General features: G+C 66.8%; 19 protein-coding genes and 1 pseudogene. 11 read left to right on the forward strand and 9 right to left on the reverse strand.

From position 1 onward, the window contains the following. Positions 1 to 8: 8 nt before the first annotated feature. Both ACZ63D_RS08525 and ACZ63D_RS08530 read left to right on the forward strand, forming a co-directional pair. Positions 9 to 1,214, forward strand: a complete 1,206-nt coding sequence (locus tag ACZ63D_RS08525) for a cytochrome P450 (RefSeq protein ID WP_465353607.1) — start codon at positions 9 to 11, stop codon at positions 1,212 to 1,214. Between the two features lie 40 nt (positions 1,215 to 1,254). Further along, on the forward strand, positions 1,255 to 1,449 hold the full coding sequence (locus ACZ63D_RS08530; protein WP_465353608.1) for a ferredoxin: 195 nt from the start codon (positions 1,255 to 1,257) through the stop codon (positions 1,447 to 1,449). Here the strand turns inward: ACZ63D_RS08530 and ACZ63D_RS08535 are convergent. Beyond that, entirely contained in the window at positions 1,421 to 2,248 is an 828-nt protein-coding gene (locus ACZ63D_RS08535) for a class I SAM-dependent methyltransferase (protein WP_465353609.1), read from the reverse strand. The genes ACZ63D_RS08530 and ACZ63D_RS08535 overlap by 29 nt on opposite strands. A gap of 51 nt (positions 2,249 to 2,299) precedes the next feature. Between ACZ63D_RS08535 and ACZ63D_RS08540 the strand changes: the two genes are divergently transcribed. Then, positions 2,300 to 2,884: a TetR family transcriptional regulator gene (locus ACZ63D_RS08540; protein ID WP_465353610.1), complete on the forward strand. Its 585-nt coding sequence runs from the start codon at positions 2,300 to 2,302 to the stop codon at positions 2,882 to 2,884. A gap of 1 nt (position 2,885) precedes the next feature. Here the strand turns inward: ACZ63D_RS08540 and ACZ63D_RS08545 are convergent, their stop codons facing one another. The 6 genes from ACZ63D_RS08545 to ACZ63D_RS08570 form a co-directional block, all read right to left on the reverse strand. Then, positions 2,886 to 3,455 (reverse strand): DUF3995 domain-containing protein, encoded by a 570-nt coding sequence (locus tag ACZ63D_RS08545; protein ID WP_465353611.1) that lies wholly within the window; start codon positions 3,453 to 3,455, stop codon positions 2,886 to 2,888. A 128-nt stretch (positions 3,456 to 3,583) separates the two neighbouring features. Next, a complete protein-coding gene (locus ACZ63D_RS08550) occupies positions 3,584 to 4,666 on the reverse strand; it encodes an ABC transporter ATP-binding protein (protein ID WP_465353612.1) in 1,083 nt (360 codons plus the stop codon). A 12-nt stretch (positions 4,667 to 4,678) separates the two neighbouring features. Then, positions 4,679 to 5,467: a carbohydrate ABC transporter permease gene (locus ACZ63D_RS08555; protein WP_465353731.1), complete on the reverse strand. Its 789-nt coding sequence runs from the start codon at positions 5,465 to 5,467 to the stop codon at positions 4,679 to 4,681. An 89-nt stretch (positions 5,468 to 5,556) separates the two neighbouring features. Continuing rightward, positions 5,557 to 6,489, reverse strand: coding sequence for a carbohydrate ABC transporter permease (locus tag ACZ63D_RS08560; RefSeq protein WP_465353613.1), 933 nt, complete (start codon positions 6,487 to 6,489; stop codon positions 5,557 to 5,559). Continuing rightward, entirely contained in the window at positions 6,486 to 7,826 is a 1,341-nt protein-coding gene (locus ACZ63D_RS08565; RefSeq protein ID WP_465353614.1) for an ABC transporter substrate-binding protein, read from the reverse strand. Before ACZ63D_RS08565 ends, ACZ63D_RS08560 begins: the two co-directional genes overlap by 4 nt. Beyond that, positions 7,819 to 8,826, reverse strand: a complete 1,008-nt coding sequence (locus ACZ63D_RS08570) for a zinc-dependent alcohol dehydrogenase family protein (protein WP_465353615.1) — start codon at positions 8,824 to 8,826, stop codon at positions 7,819 to 7,821. Before ACZ63D_RS08570 ends, ACZ63D_RS08565 begins: the two co-directional genes overlap by 8 nt. Positions 8,827 to 9,011: 185 nt before the next feature. Here ACZ63D_RS08570 and ACZ63D_RS08575 point away from each other — a divergent pair, with 185 nt between their 5' ends. Further along, the gene (locus tag ACZ63D_RS08575) at positions 9,012 to 9,941 is read left to right on the forward strand and encodes a sugar-binding transcriptional regulator (RefSeq protein WP_465353732.1); all 930 of its coding nucleotides are present in this window, start codon (positions 9,012 to 9,014) and stop codon (positions 9,939 to 9,941) included. 5 nt (positions 9,942 to 9,946) lie between these two features. On the opposite strand, the pseudogene ACZ63D_RS08580 reads toward ACZ63D_RS08575, so the two are convergent. Next, a pseudogene (locus tag ACZ63D_RS08580) lies at positions 9,947 to 10,249 on the reverse strand (winged helix-turn-helix transcriptional regulator); the annotation flags it as partial. Positions 10,250 to 10,322: 73 nt separating this feature from the next. On the opposite strand from ACZ63D_RS08580, the gene ACZ63D_RS08585 reads away from it, so the two are divergent. The 6 genes from ACZ63D_RS08585 to ACZ63D_RS08610 all read left to right on the forward strand — a co-directional run bounded on the left by ACZ63D_RS08585 (position 10,323) and on the right by ACZ63D_RS08610 (position 14,603). Then, positions 10,323 to 10,904, forward strand: coding sequence for an NADPH-dependent F420 reductase (locus ACZ63D_RS08585; protein ID WP_465353616.1), 582 nt, complete (start codon positions 10,323 to 10,325; stop codon positions 10,902 to 10,904). Positions 10,905 to 10,923: 19 nt separating this feature from the next. Continuing rightward, complete coding sequence (locus ACZ63D_RS08590) at positions 10,924 to 12,066, forward strand: FAD-dependent monooxygenase (RefSeq protein ID WP_465353617.1); 1,143 nt, start codon at positions 10,924 to 10,926, stop codon at positions 12,064 to 12,066. Positions 12,067 to 12,103: 37 nt separating this feature from the next. Then, positions 12,104 to 12,730 carry a hypothetical protein gene (locus tag ACZ63D_RS08595; protein WP_465353618.1) on the forward strand — a complete coding sequence of 209 codons (627 nt, stop codon included), beginning with the start codon at positions 12,104 to 12,106 and terminating at the stop codon, positions 12,728 to 12,730. After that, positions 12,731 to 13,636, forward strand: a complete 906-nt coding sequence (locus ACZ63D_RS08600) for a hypothetical protein (RefSeq protein ID WP_465353619.1) — start codon at positions 12,731 to 12,733, stop codon at positions 13,634 to 13,636. A 6-nt stretch (positions 13,637 to 13,642) separates the two neighbouring features. Then, on the forward strand, positions 13,643 to 14,266 hold the full coding sequence (locus ACZ63D_RS08605) for a response regulator (protein WP_465353620.1): 624 nt from the start codon (positions 13,643 to 13,645) through the stop codon (positions 14,264 to 14,266). Positions 14,267 to 14,420: 154 nt separating this feature from the next. Next, positions 14,421 to 14,603 (forward strand): hypothetical protein, encoded by a 183-nt coding sequence (locus ACZ63D_RS08610; RefSeq protein WP_465353621.1) that lies wholly within the window; start codon positions 14,421 to 14,423, stop codon positions 14,601 to 14,603. An 84-nt stretch (positions 14,604 to 14,687) separates the two neighbouring features. Here the strand turns inward: ACZ63D_RS08610 and ACZ63D_RS08615 are convergent, their stop codons facing one another. Further along, positions 14,688 to 17,192: a DEAD/DEAH box helicase gene (locus tag ACZ63D_RS08615; RefSeq protein ID WP_465353622.1), complete on the reverse strand. Its 2,505-nt coding sequence runs from the start codon at positions 17,190 to 17,192 to the stop codon at positions 14,688 to 14,690. Between the two features lie 153 nt (positions 17,193 to 17,345). Here ACZ63D_RS08615 and ACZ63D_RS08620 point away from each other — a divergent pair, with 153 nt between their 5' ends. After that, complete coding sequence (locus tag ACZ63D_RS08620; RefSeq protein WP_465353623.1) at positions 17,346 to 18,599, forward strand: primosomal protein; 1,254 nt, start codon at positions 17,346 to 17,348, stop codon at positions 18,597 to 18,599. Positions 18,600 to 18,603 lie beyond the last annotated feature (4 nt).

Raw genomic sequence — 18,603 nt, forward strand, 5'->3', positions numbered from 1 at the left:
GGGAAACGATGACTGCCACCGAAGAACTTCGCATGCCGGTCGCCCGCACCTGCCCGTTCTCGCAGCCGGAGCAGTACGTCCGGATGCGCGAGGACGCCGCGCTCACCCGGGTGCAGATCCCTGGCGGAAAACAGGCCTGGGTCGCCGCGCGGCACGCGGAAGCCCGGCAGATCCTCGGCGACCGGCGGTTTTCGTCCGACCGGTTCCTGCCCAACTTCCCGTTCCTTGCCGAGGGCGGGGCGGCGATCCTCACCAACGCGAAGCAGAAAGCCATGATCGGGATGGACGCGCCCGAGCACGGCGAGGCTCGCCGGGAGGTGCTCGGCGAGTTCACCGTCAAGCGGGTCGAGGCGATGCGGCCGCGGATCCAGGAGATCGCCGACGGCCTGATCGACGACCTGCTCGCCGGGCCGAAACCGGCGGACCTGGTGGAAAAGCTGTCGCTGCCGGTGCCGTCGCTGGTGATCTGCGAACTGCTCGGTGTCCCGTACGCCGACCACGACTACTTCCAAGAACGCACGATGGCGCTCATCCGGCGCAGCACCAGCGTCGAGGACCGCAAGAAGGCGTCCGAGGAACTGCGCGACTACCTCGGCGGGCTGGTCGCGGCGAAGGAGAAGGACCCGACCGACGACCTGCTCGGCAGGCAGATCGTCAAGCGCCGCGAGGAAGGCACTTACGATCACGACGCGATGATCGGGCTGGCGTTCCTGCTGCTGGTCGCCGGGCACGAGACCACTGCGAACATGATCTCGCTCGGCACCATCGGGCTGCTGGAAAACCCCGGGCAGCGCGCGACGATCGAGGCCGATCCGGGCAAGACGCTTCTCGCGGTCGAGGAACTGCTGCGCTACTTCACGATCGTCGAGGGCGCGACCGCGCGGGTCGCGACCGAGGACGTGGAGATCGGCGGCGTCACGATCAAGGAGGGCGAGGGCGTGCTCGTGCTGGGCTACGCCGCGAACTGGGACCCAGACGCGTTCGAAAGCCCAGAAAAACTCGATCTCGAACGCGGCGCGCGCCACCACGTCGCGTTCGGTTTCGGGCCGCACCAGTGCCTCGGGCAGAACCTGGCGCGGATGGAACTGCAGATCGTGTTCGACACGCTCTTCCGCCGCGTCCCGACGCTCACGTGCACGCTCCCGGCAGACCAGTTGCCCGTGAAGAAGGACGCCACGATCTTTGGCCTGTACCAGTTGCCGGTGACCTGGTAGAGATCAGAGTGCTCCCACCACAAGCCAGGAAGAGGCCATCATGAAGATCATCGCGGACACCGGCAAGTGCGTCGGCGCGGGCCAGTGCGTGCTCACCGAGCCCGCGCTGTTCGACCAGAGCGAGGACGACGGCACGGTCATCGTCCTCAACGACACTCCGAGCGGCGAGCTGGTCGAGAAGGCGCGCGAGGCCGTGAACATCTGCCCTAGCCAAGCGCTTTCGCTGAAGGAGTGACCGACGAGCGGACGGCGGTCACCGCGGCGGTCGAGTACTTCGTCGTCAGGTGGCCGCCGCGCGCATCGATCGCGGTGCCGACCTCAGCCAAGATCTGGTCGCGCTGCTCCGGCGTCGCGACGGTGACGCCGCCCTGCGTAGCGAGCAGGTCCAGCCATTCGTCGCGGCTGTAGTCTTGCGTCCATTCGTAGTGCCAGTACTCCGTTTCGGCGAACGCACCGGTTCCGGCCAAGCCGTCCGCGGCCCGGTCGAGCATCGGCTGATACGCGTCGGCGCTGGGGCTTTTCAGGTAGTTCCCGCTGAACGGCGAGTCCGGCATCGCCCGCCGCAACGCGTCCGCCAGTGCGTGCGAAATTTCCTCCGGCGGCATGAACACGTGCCAGAACGCGACGAACCGGCCGCCGGGGCGGAGCACTCGCGCGGCCTTCGCGGCTCCCGCGGCCGGGTCGACCCAATGCCACGCTTGCCCGGACACCAGCGCGTCGAACGTTCGCCCGGCCGGGTCCCAATCCTCGAATTTCGCGACCTCGACCGGGAAATCCCGGCGCGCGAACTCCGCCATCCGCGCGTCCGGCTCCACGCCGAGCACCACGGCGCCGCGGTCGCGGAATTGCCGCCCCTCGATGCCGGTTCCGCAGCCGACGTCGAGAAATTCCTTCCCCGGGCTCGCTGCGAGGACTGCGGTCACCAGTTCGTCCGGGTAACGCGGGCGAGCCCGGTCGTAGCGTTCGGGATCGACACCGAACGACTCCGCCATCGTCCGGTGCTGGTGCGGTTCGGGACGGGGTAAAGTGGGCATGTGCCCACCATAGTGGGCAAGCGCCCACTATGGCTAGGAAGGACCCTCAAGTTGCCCACCGGGATCCATCTCCGCGACGTCCGCGCCCAGCTTTTCGACGCCGCGGAACGGGTTTTGCTGCGCGACGGCCCAAGTGGTCTGACCAGCCGTGCCGTCACCACCGAAGCGGATTGCGCGAAGGGCGTGTTGCACCGGCATTTCGAGGATTTCGACGCGTTCCTCGCCGCGCTGGTGCTCGACCGGATCCACCGGCTCGAAGCTCGCGGAGATGAGCTGGTGGCCGGAACCGGTGACGTAGTCGAGACGGTGGCCGAGGTGCTCACCGAGGTCTTCTCCTCGGTCGCGGTGTCGATCGTCGCCCTGATCACCTTCCGCGACGAACTCCGCCACCGGCTCCGGGCAGCCCGGCCGGGCGCGGGAATTCCGTTGGCGACCGACGCGGCGAACGTGCTCGCGAATTACCTTGCCGCAGAACGAGATCTCGGTCGGCTCGTCCCGGACGCCGACGTGCAGACCCTCGCCCCAACACTCATCGGGGCCGGTCATCTGCTCTTCGCCGACCGCACCGGCGAACCGCCCAGTGAGGAAGCCGTCCGCCAGATGACGAGCACCGTCCTCGCCGGAGCCCTCCGCTGACTCACCCAATGCCCACCGCGACCGCGGCCACCGACAGTGCCAAGGCACCGAGCGCACCGACCACTCCGTACCGAGTCAGCGTGCGCCGGTCCTCGCGGTGCCGGACATAGTGCGCGACAGTCCCGGCGAACGCGAGACCGCCAGCGATGAACCACGGCCCCCAGAGGTAGAGATACCAATTGATCAAGCCGGACAACGCTGGATCGACGGCGGCGAACCCGGTCCTGGCCAGTACGCCCTGCACGACGAACAGCCCGCCGTGCCAGGTCAGCAAAACCGCGGCCCCACCACCGCAAAAGACCATTGTCCGGCTGAGCCACTGGCCGCGCGGCTGCGTCAGGCTGACGCCGATCACCGCACCGAAAACCTTCAGCAGACCGGTGATGACCAGGACGGCCACAAACCACGGCACCCGGTCCTGCGCGAGCTTCACCAGCGGCGGCGAGACCGTCGACTGCGCACCGAAGGTGCTGCCGGTCGCCCAGGCGAAACTGGGGATCGCGAACGCCAGCCCCCAGGCCGCGGCGACGTAACCTGGCCATTTGCTCAGCTCGGCTTGCTTCGACGTCATGCGTCAAGCGTCGTCCGGACCGCGCCGGAACGGATCGGACGCCAGAGTGAAGCGGCTCCCCCGCGAGAGCGAGATGGGGTCGTGAGTGTTCCTGCCGGTTAGAACCGGCAGGAACACTCACGAGCCGTTCAGCCCAACCGCAGCGTCGTCTTCGGATCGAACGCGTGCGTCTCGCCCTCGCCGCGCAACGCCACCCGCACGTTGTCGCCGATCCGCGGCGGCGTCCGTCCGTCGACCCGGACCACGAACCGGTCGTCGCCGACCTTGCCGTGCAGGTACGCGTCCGCGCCCAGTTCCTCGACCAGCTCCACCACCAGTTCGAAACCCTCGTCCGCCTCGCCGACCAGGCGCAGCGACTCCGGCCGGATCCCGAAGACGATCTCCGAAAGCCCAGCCGCCGCGGTCCGGACTTCGGCGGGCAGCGGCACCACCAGGTCGCCCAGCCGCACTCCGCCGTCGGACAGCGGCAGCGTCGCCAGGTTCATCGCCGGGGATCCGATGAATCCGGCCACGAACGAGTTCGCCGGCTTGTCGTACAGCGACCGCGGCGAAGCGCATTGCTGCAGCACGCCGTCCTTCAGCACGGCCACCCGATCGCCCATCGTCATGGCCTCGACCTGGTCGTGCGTGACGTAGATGGTCGTCGTGCCAAGGCGTTGCTGGAGTTTCGCGATGTTGGCCCGGGTTTCCACGCGCAATTTCGCGTCCAGATTGGACAGTGGTTCGTCCATCAGGAACACACTCGGCTCGCGCACGATCGCCCGGCCCATCGCGACGCGCTGTCGCTGCCCGCCGGACAACGCCTTCGGCTTGCGGTCGAGAAAGCGGGTCAGATCGAGCATCTTGGCGGCCTCGTCGACCCGCTTCTTGATGTCGGCCGACGAGAATCCGCGCAATTTCAACGCGAAACCCATGTTGTCGGCGACCGTCATGTGCGGGTACAGCGCGTAGGACTGGAACACCATCGCGATGTCCCGGTCCTTCGGCGGCAGGTCCGTCACGTCCCGGTCGCCGATCCGGATCGCGCCCTCGTTGACGTCTTCCAGTCCGGCGAGCATCCGCAGCGCGGTGGACTTGCCCGACCCGGACGGGCCGACGAGCACGAGAAATTCTCCGTCCGGCACTTCGAGGCTCAGCTGGTCGACCGCGCGGACGCCCGGGTCGCCGGGGTAGATACGCGACGCCTGGTCGTAAATCACTTCAGCGGACATCTGCGTTCTCCCTTACTTCACAGCGCCCATGGACAGCCCGCGCACCAGGTGGTTCTGCGCGATCCAGCCCACGATCATCACCGGCAGCGAGGCCAGCAGCGCGGCGGCGGACAGCTGAGCCCAGTACAGGCCCTCGCTGGTGATGAAGCCGACCAGGAACACCGGCACCGTTCCGGCCCGGGCGGCGGTGAGGTTGACCGCGTAGAAGAACTCCGTCCAGGAGAAGATCACGCAGATCAGCGCGGTCGCGGCGATTCCGGGCGCGACCACCGGCATGATGATCTTGCGCAGCAGCGTCGGCAGGTTCGCCCCGTCGATCCGGGCCGCCTCGATCATTTCGCCGGGGACTTCCAGGAAGAACGACCGCATCATCCAGATCGCCAGCGGCAGGTTCATCGCGGTGTACAGGATGATCAGCGCCCACACGGTGTCCAGCAGATTGGTATTCTGCGAGATCACGTACAGCGGGATGATCGCCGCGACGATCGGCAGCATTTTGGTCGACAGGAAGAAACCCAGCGCGTTCTTCGTGCCTTTGACCGGAGCCAGCGACAGCGCGTACGCGGCCGGGATTCCCAGCAGCAGCACGAGCAGCGTCGAAACCACCGTGACGAACGCCGAATTTCCCAGATACGGCAGGAAACCGCTGTTGAGGACGTTCGAGATCTGGTCGAACGTCGGGGTGAAGAACAGCTTCGGCGGATCGGTGTACGCGTCGTTTTCCTGTTTGAACGCGGTGAGAATCATCCACAGCAACGGGAAAACGAACAAGATCGCGATGAGCCAGGTCGCGACGGTCAGCGTGCCCGGTCCGTAGCGGCGTTTGGTCCGGCGGCGCGGCGGCGGCGCGGTTTCGGTGGCGGCGGGCGAGGCGGTAGCGGTTGCGGTGCTCACTTGACTCCTCCGTCCACGGAGAACGCGCGGAACATCAGCCGCAGTGCGAAGGTCGCGACGATCATCGTCAGGATGACCACCACCACACCCATCGCGGACGACTGTCCGATGTCGAAGCCTTCGAACGCGCGCTGGTAGATGTAGAACGGCAGGTTCGTGCTAGCTGTGCCCGGACCGCCTTGCGTCATCAGGAAAATCGCGTCGAAGCTGTTCACGATGTAGATCGCGCCGAGCAGCGTGGCCAGCTGCAGGAATCGCGACAGGTGCGGCAGCGTGATCGACACGAAGGTGCGCCAGCGGCTCGCGCCGTCCACCGACGCCGCCTCCAGCACCTCCTTCGACTGGCTCTGCAGCCCGGCGAGGATCAGCAGCGTCATGAACGGCGTCCACTGCCAGATGATCTGCGCCATCACCGCGGCCAGCGGGAATTGCGAAAGCCAGTCGGTGTCGGTGCCGAACACGAAATGCAGCAGGCCGTACGTCGGGTCGAACACCGTCGTCTTCCACAGCAGCGCGCCGGCCGCCGGGAGAATCAGGAACGGAGTGATCAGCAGCGTGCGCACGAATCCGCGACCGAAGAACTTGCGGTCGAGCAGCACCGCGAGTCCGAGCCCGAGCAGCAGCGAAAGGAACACGCAGACCACGGTGAGCACCACCGTGTTCAGCAGCGCGCCGAGGAACGTCGTGTCGGTGAAGACGTCGACGTAGTTGCGGAAACCGACGAAATGCCGCGACCCCGGGCGCACCAGGTTCCACGACTGGAACGAGTAGAACACGGTGAGCAGGAAGGGAATCTGCGTCACCGCGATCACGAAGGTCAACGCGGGCAGCAGCGGCAGCCTGCGTTTCCCGGCCGAGCCGGTCGCCTTCTTCGCGGCGGGCTTCGCGGTCGCCGGCGCGGTTCCGGCGGGGACGGAGAGGGTGCTCATCGCTGCACCTCCTGATAGGACTTTCCGACGGATTCCGCGTATTTCTGCGACTGCGCGAGCGCGTCGGCGACGGAGGTCTGACCGGCGATCGCGGCGGACAGCTGCTGGCTCACCCGCGTGCCGAGGTCCTGGAACTCCGGGATCCCGACGAACTGGATGCCCGGATACGGCACCGGGTTCACCATCGTCTTCTGCTGGTTGGCCGCGGCGATGCCGTCCAGCGTCGGCTGGGCGTAGGCCTTCGCGGCTTCCTTGTACTGCGGGATCTCATAGGTCGACTTGCGCGTGCCCGGCGGAACCCGGTTCCAGCCGTAAGTCTCGCCGACCTTCTTCGCGTACTCCTTGTTCGTCATCCACGCCATGAACTTCCAGGCGTCGTCCTTGTTCTTGCCGACCTTCGGGATGCCCAGCGCCCAGGTGTAAAGCCAGCCGCTCGCCTGGGTCTTCTCCACCGGCGCGGCGGCGTAGCCGTTCTTGCCGACGACGTGGCTGGTCTTCGGGTCTTCGGTGGTACCGGTCATCGACGTGGCGTCGTACCACATCGCGGCGTTCCCCTGCGCGTATTTCGTTCCGCATTCGGTGAATCCGGCACTGGAGGCGCCGACCTCGCCGTGTTCACGCAGCAGGTTCACGTAGAAGTTCGCCGCCTGGGTGAATTCCGGGCTGGTCAGCTTCGCGTTCCAGTCCTTGTCGAACCATTGCGCGCCAAAGGTGTTCGCCATCGTGGTGAACGGCGCGAGGCTCTCGCCCCAGCCCGGCTTGCCGCGCAGGCAGATTCCGGCGACGCCAGCCTGCTTGTCGTCAAGTTTCGCGGCGAAATCGGCGATCTGCTGCCACGTCGGATGCGCGGGCATGTTCAGCCCGGCCTTCTGGAACAGGTCCTTGCGATAGACCACAAAGGACGATTCGCCGTAGAACGGCACCGCGTACATCTGGTTCTCGTACGAGAGCGACTGCCGGATGCTCGGAATGAAGTCGGCCTCGTCGTACCCCGGCGTCGCCTTCATGTGCGGTTCGAGGTTTTCCAGCCAGCCGTTGGCCGCCCATTGCGGCGCCTCGTAGTTGCTGATCATCACCACGTCGAACTCGCCGCCCTGGGTGGCGGTGGACGCGGTGATCTTCGCCCTGGCCTCGTTTTCCGGCAGGGAGACGAATTTGAGCTTGATCCCGGGGTTGGCCTGCTCGAACTCGCCCTTGAGCGAGATGGCGTCCTTCATCTGCGGATTGGACACGATCGCGACGACCAGTGTCCGCCCGCCGGTGCCGAGCGCCCCGGCTCCGGCGCATCCCGTCACTAACAACGCTGTCGCGGCAAGGAGGCACAGGAGTTTACGCACGGCCGCCACCTCCGGGCAGCACCTGGATCTTGAGGCCGGACCCGCTGCGCATCTTCGCCAGCGCCTCGGGGTACTGCTCCAGCGGCAGGGTGTCGGTGATCAGCGCTTCGGTGTCGATGTAGCCGTTCGCGACGAGGTCGAGCGCGTTGCCGTAGCTGTTCAGCACGGCCATCGAGCCGACGATGGTGATTTCGTCGTTGTAGATGCGGAACGGCGAAAGCGCGACGCGTGCTTCGGCGGGGGCGACACCGAACACCAGCAACCGGCCACCGCGGTGCAGGGCGTTGAAAGCCGCCTCGATCGCGGGTGCCGCGCCGGTGCAGTCCACGGCGGCGTCGAAGCGTTCATCGTCCAATTCGGACACATCGGAGGCCACCGCGGCTGCTCCGAGGTCAGTCGCGCGCGGCAGGCGTGCGGCGTTGCGGTCGACCATCGTCACGTGCGCGCCCGCGCGCAGCAGGAGTTGCTGCATGATCAGGCCCATCGTGCCCGCGCCGACCACGAGGAAGCGTTCGCCCGCCTCCACGCCGATCCGGCGCACGCCGTGCACCGCGCAGGAAACGGGTTCGACCAGCGCACCCTGCTCCCAGCTCATCGCATCCGGCATCCGGTAGCAGGTGTCCGCGGGCACCGCGACGTACTCGGCGAAAGCGCCGTTGACCGTGTCGCCGGTGGCGTTCCAGTTCGCGCAGAGGTTGCCGTGCCCGGACCGGCACGGGGTGCAGTATCCGCAGTAGATCGACGGGTCGACCGCGACCCGGTCGCCGACCTTCCATTCGGCGGGCACGTCCGCGCCGAGTTCGACGATCTCCCCGGAGAACTCGTGGCCGGGGACGATGGGATACGGGGTCGGCGGGAAATGCCCGTCGGCGATGTGCAGGTCCGTGCCGCAGATCCCGCAGGCACCCACCTTCACGACGACCTGGCGCTCCCCGGGCTTCGGATCGGGAACCTCGCCGACCCGGATCTCCCCGGGCCGGTCCACGATCGCGGCGCGCATGCGTCATCACCTTCCAAGATGCTCGTTTGAGCGATTTTGACTTATGCCGTCGGTAACATGCGTAGGCATTAGAGGCCCCTGCCTGCGGATCCGTCAACCAGCAAAGCTCATTTTTGCGCTATCCTGCTCATGTGAGCAGGAAAAAGGGGCCACTACCGCTAACCGAGACGCTGCTGCTGGCGACCATGGCCAGGCGGTTCTACGTGCAGGGCGCCTCGAAGCTGGAGATCGCCGACGAGTTCGGCATGAGCCGGTTCAAGGTCGCGCGGATGCTGGACACGGCACTCGAGTCCGGGCTGGTGCGGATCGAATTCGACCTGCCCGCGCCGATCGACGTCGAACTGTCCGACGACATCCGCCGCGCCTACCGGCTGGACCGCGTGCTCGTGCTCGAACGAGCGGCCGAGAAGGAGCCGAGGGAGATCGTCCGCAAGCAGGTCGGCGCGCTCGCCGCCCGGCTGCTGGAGGAGATCGCGACCCCGGACGACGTCATCGGGCTGGCCTGGGCGCGGTCGGTCAACGCGATGACCGAGGCGATCCGGACCCTGCCGCGCTGCCCGATCGTGCAGCTGTGCGGGGTGCAGGCGGGGATGGACATGCGTGGCCGTTCGGTGGAGACGGTCAGCCGCGTGACGTCGGTGTCCGGCGGCGATTCCTACCCGATTTTCGGCCCGCTCGTCCTGCCCGACCGGCGGACCACCGAGATCCTGCGGCACCAGCCGGGCATCGCGGAAACCTTCGCGCAGTTCGGGAAACTCACCAAGGCCGTGGTGAGCATCGGTTCGTGGGAGGCCGGGGAGTCCACCGTCTACGACGCGCTGGACGAGGCCGAACGCGCCGCCATCGCGGCCCGGGGAGCGACCGCCGAGGTCGCCGCGCGCCTGTTCGACGCCGACGGCAACTCGCTCGGCACCGGCCTGGCGCACCACGTGCTGGCGATCAGCCACGAGGAACTGATGGCGGTCCCCGAGGTGATCGCGATCGGTTACAGCCGGCCGAAAGCCGAGGCGGTGGACGCGGTGCTGCGCTCTGGGCTGGTGTCGACGCTGGTCACCGACGCCGCGGCGGCGGTACCGCTGCTGGAGCTGGCGCGGGCCAGGCCACTGCCCTCGTGAGCGAGCTGTGCCTCCACCACCTGGTCGCCGAACTCCGCTGCCCAGCGCCCGAATCCCTCGATCGGCCCTAAGAAACTCACCCCTAGCTCCGTGAGCTGATATGCCCCCGCCACGCGCTCGACGAGCCCGTCGCGTTCCAGCCTGCGCACCGCTTCGGTGAGCACCTTCGCGCTGATCCCGCCGATGCGCGTGCGCAGCTCGCCGTGCCGCAGCGGGCCGTTCTTCAACGCCCACACCACGACCGGATGCCAGGTGTTCGCCACCAGATCGAACGCGAGCCGGGTGCGGCAGTCGGCGATGAATTCCATGGTTACCTTTCGGTTCCTGCCGGGGTTTCTAACGTCGTTTCCGTACAACCACGCGACGACAGGAGACCTTCCCATGCGTATCGCCCTCTTCGGCACCGGCGGAATGGCATCCGCCCTCGGCGGCCAATGGACCCGGCACGACCTGACCGTGTCCGGCCGTTCTTCTTCGCGCGCCGCCGCACTGGCCGCCGAACTCGGCGCTGAGGCGGTGGACTGGGCCGACGCCGCCGCCCGAGCGGACGCCATCCTGCTGGCCGTCCCCACCACCGCGCTCGAAGCCCTGCTCACCCCGCTCGACCTGGCCGGGAAAGTCCTCATCGACTGCACCAACACTCCCGGCGGGACCGGCGAACCCGTGGCCGCGCGGATCGCCGAGTACGCACCGGGCGCTGAGGTGGTGAAGGCGTTCAACCTCGCCCACGTGGACGTCTGGCGGATGACCCCGCCACTGTTCGAAGGCCGCCCGCTCGGCGTCCCGCTGTGCGGCTCCCCGGAAGCGGTCGCCGTGGCCACCGAGCTGGTCCGAGACGTGGGCTGCACTCCCCTGCCCGCCGGTGGGTTGGACCGAGCTGCTCTGCTGGAAGCCGCCGCTGGGCTGGCGATCGGCTTGTGGTTTGACGGCCTGGACGCGCGTTCCATGCTCATGAGCGCCTGAATCGCCCTATCCTGGACTGGTGTCCGGAACAGCGATAGTCGTCGGCGGGGGAATCGGCGGCCTGGCCGCGGCGATCGGATTGTCCCGAGTCGGCTGGCAGGTCACCGTCTTCGAGCGGCTGCCCGGCGAACTGGACGACGCCGGTTCCGGGATTTCCCTGGCCGCCAACGGCGTTCAGGCCCTGGACGCATTGGGAGCCGGCGACGCACTCCGCGCCGCCGGCTGCTTCCAGCGCACAGTCAGCACCCGAACCCCGCGCGGAACTTGGCTGGCGCGCCTCGACGGGACCGAACTCGAACGCGTCGCCGGGACTCCGATCGTCGGCATCGCGCGTTACGAACTGCATCGGTTGCTGCGTGCGCTGCTGCCCTCGCCGGTGGTGCGGGAAGAAGTCACCGCCGTCGAGGGCGCTACCGTGGTCACCGCGTCCGGCCGCCACGAAGCCGACGTGATCGTCGCCGCCGACGGGGTGAACAGCCGACTGCGCAAGCAGTTCTTCCCCGCACATCCCGGGTCTGTCTACAGTGGATCTTCCGTCCTGCGCGCCATCACCGCCGAGCCGTTCGCACTGTCCTCTTCGGACTTCAATCTCACCTGGGGCCGGGGAGTCGAGTTCGGCCACATCGTCCTGGCGGACGGCCGAGCCGAATGGCACGCAGTGCTGTCCATCCCGGCAGACACTCGCTATTCCGACCCGATAGCCGAAATGCGCCGCCGCTTCGGCTCCTGGCACGAACCGATCGCCGCGTTGCTCGACGCGACCGACCCGAAAGCTGTGCTGCACCATGATGTATACGAACTGGTGACCCCGCTGCCGTCCTATGTGTCCGGTCGGATTGCCTTCCTCGGCGACGCCGCCCATGCGATGCAGCCGAATCTCGGCCAGGGTGCCTGCCAGGCGCTGGAAGACGCCGTGACACTGGCTCACGCGCTGTCGTCGGCCGACATCGACACCGCGCTCACCCGATTCGACGCGGAACGCCGCCCGCGCAGCCAGGCCATCGCTCGCGCCGCCCGGCAGACCGGCCGGATGGGCCAGCAGCTGACCAACCCGGCGGGGATCGCGCTGCGGAACCTGGCGATGCGGGCCATGCCGACGTCGCTGATGGCTCGGTCGATGCTGCGCTACACCCGTTGGCGGCCGCCGCACCTGCATTCCTGAACCTGACCGGAAGAAACGGCGAAAGGACCTGCATAGGATGATCGTCCAGTGGTGTGTGAAAGGGCTGCACCTGGAGAGCGACAAGAAGGCGAGAGAACTGATCGACAACCACAGCGGCCTCCTCTGCAACTGGTGGCGGAAAGTGGGCAGGATCAGTACGCCTCAAGTCAGGGACAAGCTGACAGCAACTGCACTCGACCGGCACATCAATCACTTCGACGAAATCGATCCGATCACCGAAGCTCCTTTCAGTGAGGACACTCCATTCATCTCGCTCACTTGCGGCACCGTGGAGCGAGATGTCTTCGCAGCCACGAACCACGTGCGACTGGCACGGGATACCGCCTTATGGTTCGGCACCAGGTACGGCGACCATGATTTCGCCTATCTGTACACGTGCTGGGTGTTGCTCGCGCCGAGACCGGCGGTGGAAGTTGAAGGAGTCGCCGAGGAGGTACGTGATCTCAACGCCTACCGGCGATACTCCGCGTATCAGACTGAAGGCGAAGTGACCGCCAAAGTCCTCGTTCCGGACAACCAGATCAAATCGTGCGAGAAGTGGCAACTGAACCGCTCGAAGAAGGCATTCCGCAGGGTATGGGTTCATCCGAATCCACGCTTCACCGAGCCCGAGGCGCTGAGCAATGTCCGGGAGCTGATCTGAATGACCGATGAGCAGCTGCGAGAGCTCGGTCTTTCCGCCCAACAAGTGCGCAACGCAGCGACGTTTCACGAATCCTGCGCGGAGACCGCGCTCGCAGAATCGAACGCGATCGCACGTGGCTCCGAATCTGCGGGCCAAGAGCGCCTGAACAACATCAGGCTCATGCTTCGAGCGAACGCGGCCAGTGCGCTGCGCGAGGCTGCTCAATGGCGACTTCTCCTGAATCCCCCGAGCGCGCTAGCTCTCCTCGGCCGAGCTGGCGCTCTCTTCCAAGAGCTCGGCCAGCCGTACGGGTACTACCTGAAATCGATCACTGACACCCTCGACAGGCAAGACCCGCGTCGGGTCACCGACCTGATGTATGCGCTGTTCGCCGAACTGACCGGTGAACGTTCGCACGGCTCAAGCTTCGGGGGCCCTGACATTCGGGCATACCCGCCGCAGCAGCAAGCCTATCTGATCGTTACCGCGAGCAGCCTCAGAACAAAGACCGCCCGAGAAATCACCCAGATCGCCGTGAGCCGTTCACCCCATCGCTCCGGCGTCATCCCCGTTGGCAGCTTGGGTGCACCGATCACCAAGTATTGGTCAATCGCTCGCCACCTTCTCAACGGTGGACCTGAGGACGCGTTCGCCATCGCCAGGGTTCTCTACTCAATGTGCCGGGTGTACAGCGAAACGATGGCGCTCGCTCGGTCCAACGAGTATCTGTGGAAGAATGCCTCGGCCCCGGTCGATGTCGCCGACCTCGACATCTCCGGCCTGACTGTGTTGTCCGCACAGCGGTTCGGTCCCTCGATGATGGAAGACATGTTCGCCGAGGTCGGCTCCCTCGATCCGCTCGCCCGTATACCGCTGGACCTGGGGTTATCCCTGATACGACCGAACTCGAACGATCTGGAGTAGCCGGAAGTGGACACGAACACCGTCATCCTGGTCCTCGGCGTGCTCATAGTGGTCGGCGTCCTAGTGCTGTTGTGGCGGGGGCAGAAAGGCACCCGGCCGAGCACTCTCAAACTCTCCCTGTCCGACATCTTCAAGATGGACCTGTCGTTGTCCCCGCAGAATGCGGCGCAGGCCGAGGAAGATGTGCGAAAGGCCGAGAAGAGCAAAGATCCGCAACACTCCTCGGGCACGCTGTCCGACCTGGGAGCGACGAGCGCGCTGGCCCGGGTCCTCTGGGTCGACGACCGACCGGACAACAATGTTTACGAGACCCTCGCGCTGCAACGCCTCGGGAAGCTCGTCACCGTGGCGACCTCGAGCGCGGCCGCGCGCATCTACCTCAGTGGAATGGACTTCGCTGCCGTCGTGACCGACCTCGAGCGCGACGGCGACCCCGAGGCTGGCATCCGGTTCATCCAGGAGCTTCGGGCCGCAGGAAATCGGATTCCAGTCCTGGTTTACACCGGAAACGCTAACTCCAGCGCTGCGGCAGCAGCACGGACAGCAGGCGCGGACGCCGTCTTCGATCTCCCCCACCGGCTCGTCCAAGACGTCGAGTCACGAATCATGAGTAGCCGCCGACGGCGCTGATCTCAGAGACAATTGGGTAGTTTTGCCGAATGTCTACCGCTCAAACCGCCGGGAAACTAGCCCGGCGACTACGGTTTCCCCGCAGGGACGGCAGATTGATGTGGCTCCACGCAGTCTCCTCCGTCACGGGGATCAGCCAGGCCTCGCTCTCCTCGTGCTGACACTGGTCGCGTTCTCCGGAGAACAACCCGGCCCGACGATGACCACGGCCAAACATCTCGGCACCGTGCTGCTGGCACCCCCCGCGCTCACCGAGGCCGCGGCGACCGCCAATCCAGTCTGGCAGCAGGCCGCGGGCAGTGCGCTCATGGCGAGCGGCCTAGCGTGCCAGGTCTGATCGGCGACCGCCGAACCGTGGTCGCGAACCCCGTTGTCCGCACTGTCCTTGTCTGCTCGTCCGACGGCCCCAAGCCCGGACCGCTCAGAGCTGGTTGACGTCCACGATCCGCACCACCGCGCTGCCCACCTCGTCCGAAGCGCGCAAATCGACCTCCGCGCTGATCCCCCAGTCATGGTCGCCAGCCGGGTCGTCGAAGATCTGCCGGACCCGCCACACGTCCGGCTCCTGCTCGATCAGCAGCAAAGCCGGGCCCCGCGCGTCCGGGCCGATGCCGAGGGAATCGTGTTCGTCGAAGTAGTCCTCGATCGCGTCTTCCCACGCGTCCGCGTCCCAGCCGGCGGCGGCGTCCAGTGCGCCCAGTTCGTCGCACGCCCGGCGCGAAGCCAGCTCCACCCGGCGGAACAGCTCGTTGCGCACCAGCACCCGGAACGCCCGCTCGTTGCGCGTAACCGCGGGCGGCTCGGGCGGCGGCCGGTGCGACACCGGGCCTTCCTCGTCCGGATGCCGCAGGGCTTCCCACTCGTCCAGCAGACTCGAGTCGACCTGGCGCACCAGTTCGCCGAGCCATTCGATGAGGTCCTGCAGCGCCTCGGTTTTCGCCTCGTCCGGCACGGTGTGGCGCAACGCGTCGTAGGTGTCGGCGAGGTAGCGCAGCACCAGTCCCTCAGAACGCGCGAGCTGATAGAAGCCCACGTATTCCACGAAGTTCATCGCGCGCTCGTACATATCGCGCACGACCGACTTGGGCGAGAGCTCGTAATCCGCCACCCACGGATGTCCCGCGCGATACGACTGATACGCCGCGTTGAGCAGTTCCTCCAACGGTTTCGGGTACGTGACGGATTCGAGAAGCTCCATCCGTTCGTCGTACTCGATGCCGTCGGCCTTCATCGCTTGCACGGCTTCGCCGCGAGCCTTGAACTGCTGCTGCGACAGCACTGGCCGCGGATTGTCTACTGTGGATTCCACAATGGACACTACGTCCAGCGCGTACGACGGCGACTCGATGTCCAGCAGTTCGATGGCCGCCAGCGCGAACGGCGAAAGCGGCTGATTCAACGCGAAATCGAACTGGAGGTCCACCGTGAGGCGAACAATGCGGCCCTCGGCATCCGGTTCGGGCAGCTTTTCCACCACGCCCGCGGCGAGCAGCGAACGGTAGATTTCGATCGCCCGCAGGATCAGCTTCCGCTGTGTCGGACGGTCCGAATGGTTGTCTTCCAGCAGATGCCGCATCGCGTCGAAAGCGTTGCCCGGCCGGGAAATCACGTTCAGCAGCATCGAGTGGCTGACCTGGAAGCTGGACGTGAGCGGCTCCGGGTCGGCCGCGATCAGCCGGTCGAACGTGCTTTCGGTCCAGTTGACGAAACCCTCCGGCGCTTTCTTCCGGACGATCTTCTTTTTCTTCTTCGGGTCGTCGCCCGCCTTCTCCAGCGCCTTCGCGTTCTCCACCACGTGATCCGGGGCCTGCACGACCACGTACCCATCGGTGTCGTACCCGGCCCGGCCCGCGCGTCCGGCGATCTGGTGGAACTCGCGCGCCTTCAAATGCCGCTGCCGCACGCCGTCGTATTTCGTCAGCGCCGAGAACACCACGGTCCGGATCGGCACGTTGATGCCGACGCCGAGCGTGTCCGTCCCGCAGATCACTTTCAGCAGCCCGGACTGCGCGAGCGTTTCGACCAGGCGGCGGTACTTCGGCAGCATGCCCGCGTGGTGCACGCCGATGCCGTGCCGCACGAGCCGCGAGAGCGTCTTGCCGAACCCGGCGGAAAACCGGAAGTCGCCGAGCAGGTCGGCGATCGCGTCTTTCTCGGCGCGAGTCGTGACGTTGATGCTCATCAGCGTCTGCGCCCGTTCGATGGCCGCCGCCTGCGAGAAATGCACCACATACACCGGTGCCTGGCCGCCGTTGAGCAGCTCGGACATCGTCTCGTGCAGCGGCGTGAGCGCGTAGCGGAAGGTGAGCGGCACCGGCCGCTGCGCCGAAGTGACCACCGCGGTCGGCCGTCCGGTCCGCCGGGTCAGGTCCTTTTCGAAGAACGAAACGTCGCCGAGCGTGGCCGACATGAGGACGAACTGCGCGTTCGGCAGCTCGATCAGCGGGACCTGCCACGCCCAGCCGCGGTCGGGCTCGGAATAGAAGTGGAACTCGTCGGCGACGACTTGGCCGACCGGGGCGTCGGCGCCGTCGCGCAACGCGATGTTCGCCAAGATTTCCGCGGTGCAGCAGATGATCGGCGCGTCGGCGTTGACGCTCGAATCTCCGGTCATCATGCCGACCTGATCGGCCCCGAAGATCTCGATGAGCTGGAAGAACTTCTCCGAAACCAGCGCTTTGATCGGCGCGGTGTAAAAACTGCGTTTGCCGTGCGCGAGCGCGGTGAAGTGGGCGCCGACCGCCACGAGGCTTTTGCCGGATCCGGTCGGCGTCGACAGGATGACGTTGGCCCCGGAGACGACCTCGATCACCGCCTCCTCCTGCGCCGGGTACAACTCGATGCCCCGCTCCGCCGTCCACATCGTGAAGGCTTCGAACAGGGCATCTGCGTCGGGATCCGCTGGCAGGAGGTCAGTAAGAGTCATCGCGGCACCTATCGTGCCATCCCGGCCCCGCCCGCAGGTGCAGGGGAGATCGCGGGTGCTTGCCCTAACCCGTAGGCTTCCGGTACCGCGCGCTGCCGGAGGGGAACGGAAAGGCGGGCGCGCACACGGGCGGTACTCGCGGAGGATTCGGCAATGGCACAGGACATCATCCCGATCGAGCTCGGGCTGCCGCAGGGCGACGTGGTCACCCTCTGGGCCCCGCGGTGGCGGGAGGACGGCGAGGAGTGGGAAGCGTTCCTCGGCGACGAGGACGACCTGTACGCCTTCCCGGACGCCGCCCACCTGGCCGCTTTCGTGCGCACGTCCGAGCAGCACGACCTGCTCGACCACCCGGCGTGGGACGCGGTGCCCGCGCTGAACGTGCCCGAGCTGATCCCCGACGACGACCACTCCTACGACCTCGTCGGCGTGCCCGAGCTGGTCGCCGAAGAGCCGGACTCGTGGACGATCGGCGAGCTGGCCGAGATCGTCGGCATCGTGCGTTCGCTCGCCGACGTGTGCGAGCTGGACGAGGTGCACGAGGTGCTCGACGCCTACGAGGGCTTCTCGCTGCTGGAGCAGGGCCGGCTGCCGTTCACCGGGCGCGAGGGCGAAGCGCTGTGGAACGACCTGTCGAAGGCCGTCTCCGAGAAGTGGGACACCGTGCTCGACGCGATCGACAACCTGGTGACGGTGCCGGACGTCGACGCCGCGGTGCTGGAGCAGACCGCCGAAGAGCTGGCCGCCTTCCACGAGGAGTCCGCCGAGGCGGAGGCCGGGGAAGAGGACGGCGGCCCGGAGGACCTCGAAGCGGTCGACACCGAGGACGAGGACGCCGAGGACGAGCCGGTCGGCTTCTGGGGCGAGGTCGGCATCGACCCGATCAAGATCGTCACCTCCGGCGCGGAGTACTACACGCTGCGCTGCTACCTCGACGACAAGCCGGTGTTCCTCGGCAACGAGGGCGAGATCGACGTGTTCAGCTCGCCGAAGGCGCTGCTCAAGGCGATCAAGGAGGGCGACGAGCTCGCCGACACCGACCTCGCCGGGGTGTCCACTTGGGACGAGGTGCGCGAGAAGGCCGCGGCGGGCGAGCTGGAGATCGAGGTCGACCCCGAGAACACCTACGTGTTCCCCGGCCTCGACGAGGACATCGCCGAGGGCCCGGAGTCGATCGACCCGAACCAGCTGGAGCTGGCGGTCGAGCTGATCACCGACGCCGCCGAATGGGCGGGCGACGACACCGTCGAGACCGCGCTGGCGGCCAACGAAAGCCTCGGCTGGCTGGTGTCGTTCGTGCTGCGGCCGGACCCGAGCCGGCTCGAGCCGAGCGCTCCGTTCGACGCCGAGCAGAGCGCGTGGCGCAAGCTGGTGGAGGACTTCGAGAACCGCCTCACAGTGGTCTGAACCT

It is taken from the genome of Amycolatopsis sp. NPDC104775 (genome assembly GCF_055583325.1).

Bases quoted from the DNA above. Each gene is read 5' to 3' on its own strand.
- ACZ63D_RS08525 (WP_465353607.1), top strand. From the start codon at position 9: ATGACTGCCACCGAAGAACTTCGCATGCCGGTCGCCCGCACCTGCCCG.
- ACZ63D_RS08530 (WP_465353608.1), top strand. From the start codon at position 1,255: ATGAAGATCATCGCGGACACCGGCAAGTGCGTCGGCGCGGGCCAGTGC.
- ACZ63D_RS08535 (WP_465353609.1), bottom strand. From the start codon at position 2,248: ATGCCCACTTTACCCCGTCCCGAACCGCACCAGCACCGGACGATGGCG.
- ACZ63D_RS08545 (WP_465353611.1), bottom strand. From the start codon at position 3,455: ATGACGTCGAAGCAAGCCGAGCTGAGCAAATGGCCAGGTTACGTCGCC.
- ACZ63D_RS08550 (WP_465353612.1), bottom strand. From the start codon at position 4,666: ATGTCCGCTGAAGTGATTTACGACCAGGCGTCGCGTATCTACCCCGGC.
- ACZ63D_RS08560 (WP_465353613.1), bottom strand. From the start codon at position 6,489: ATGAGCACCCTCTCCGTCCCCGCCGGAACCGCGCCGGCGACCGCGAAG.
- ACZ63D_RS08570 (WP_465353615.1), bottom strand. From the start codon at position 8,826: ATGCGCGCCGCGATCGTGGACCGGCCCGGGGAGATCCGGGTCGGCGAG.
- ACZ63D_RS08575 (WP_465353732.1), top strand. From the start codon at position 9,012: ATGGCCAGGCGGTTCTACGTGCAGGGCGCCTCGAAGCTGGAGATCGCC.
- ACZ63D_RS08585 (WP_465353616.1), top strand. From the start codon at position 10,323: ATGCGTATCGCCCTCTTCGGCACCGGCGGAATGGCATCCGCCCTCGGC.
- ACZ63D_RS08595 (WP_465353618.1), top strand. From the start codon at position 12,104: ATGATCGTCCAGTGGTGTGTGAAAGGGCTGCACCTGGAGAGCGACAAG.
- ACZ63D_RS08600 (WP_465353619.1), top strand. From the start codon at position 12,731: ATGACCGATGAGCAGCTGCGAGAGCTCGGTCTTTCCGCCCAACAAGTG.
- ACZ63D_RS08615 (WP_465353622.1), bottom strand. From the start codon at position 17,192: ATGACTCTTACTGACCTCCTGCCAGCGGATCCCGACGCAGATGCCCTG.
- ACZ63D_RS08620 (WP_465353623.1), top strand. From the start codon at position 17,346: ATGGCACAGGACATCATCCCGATCGAGCTCGGGCTGCCGCAGGGCGAC.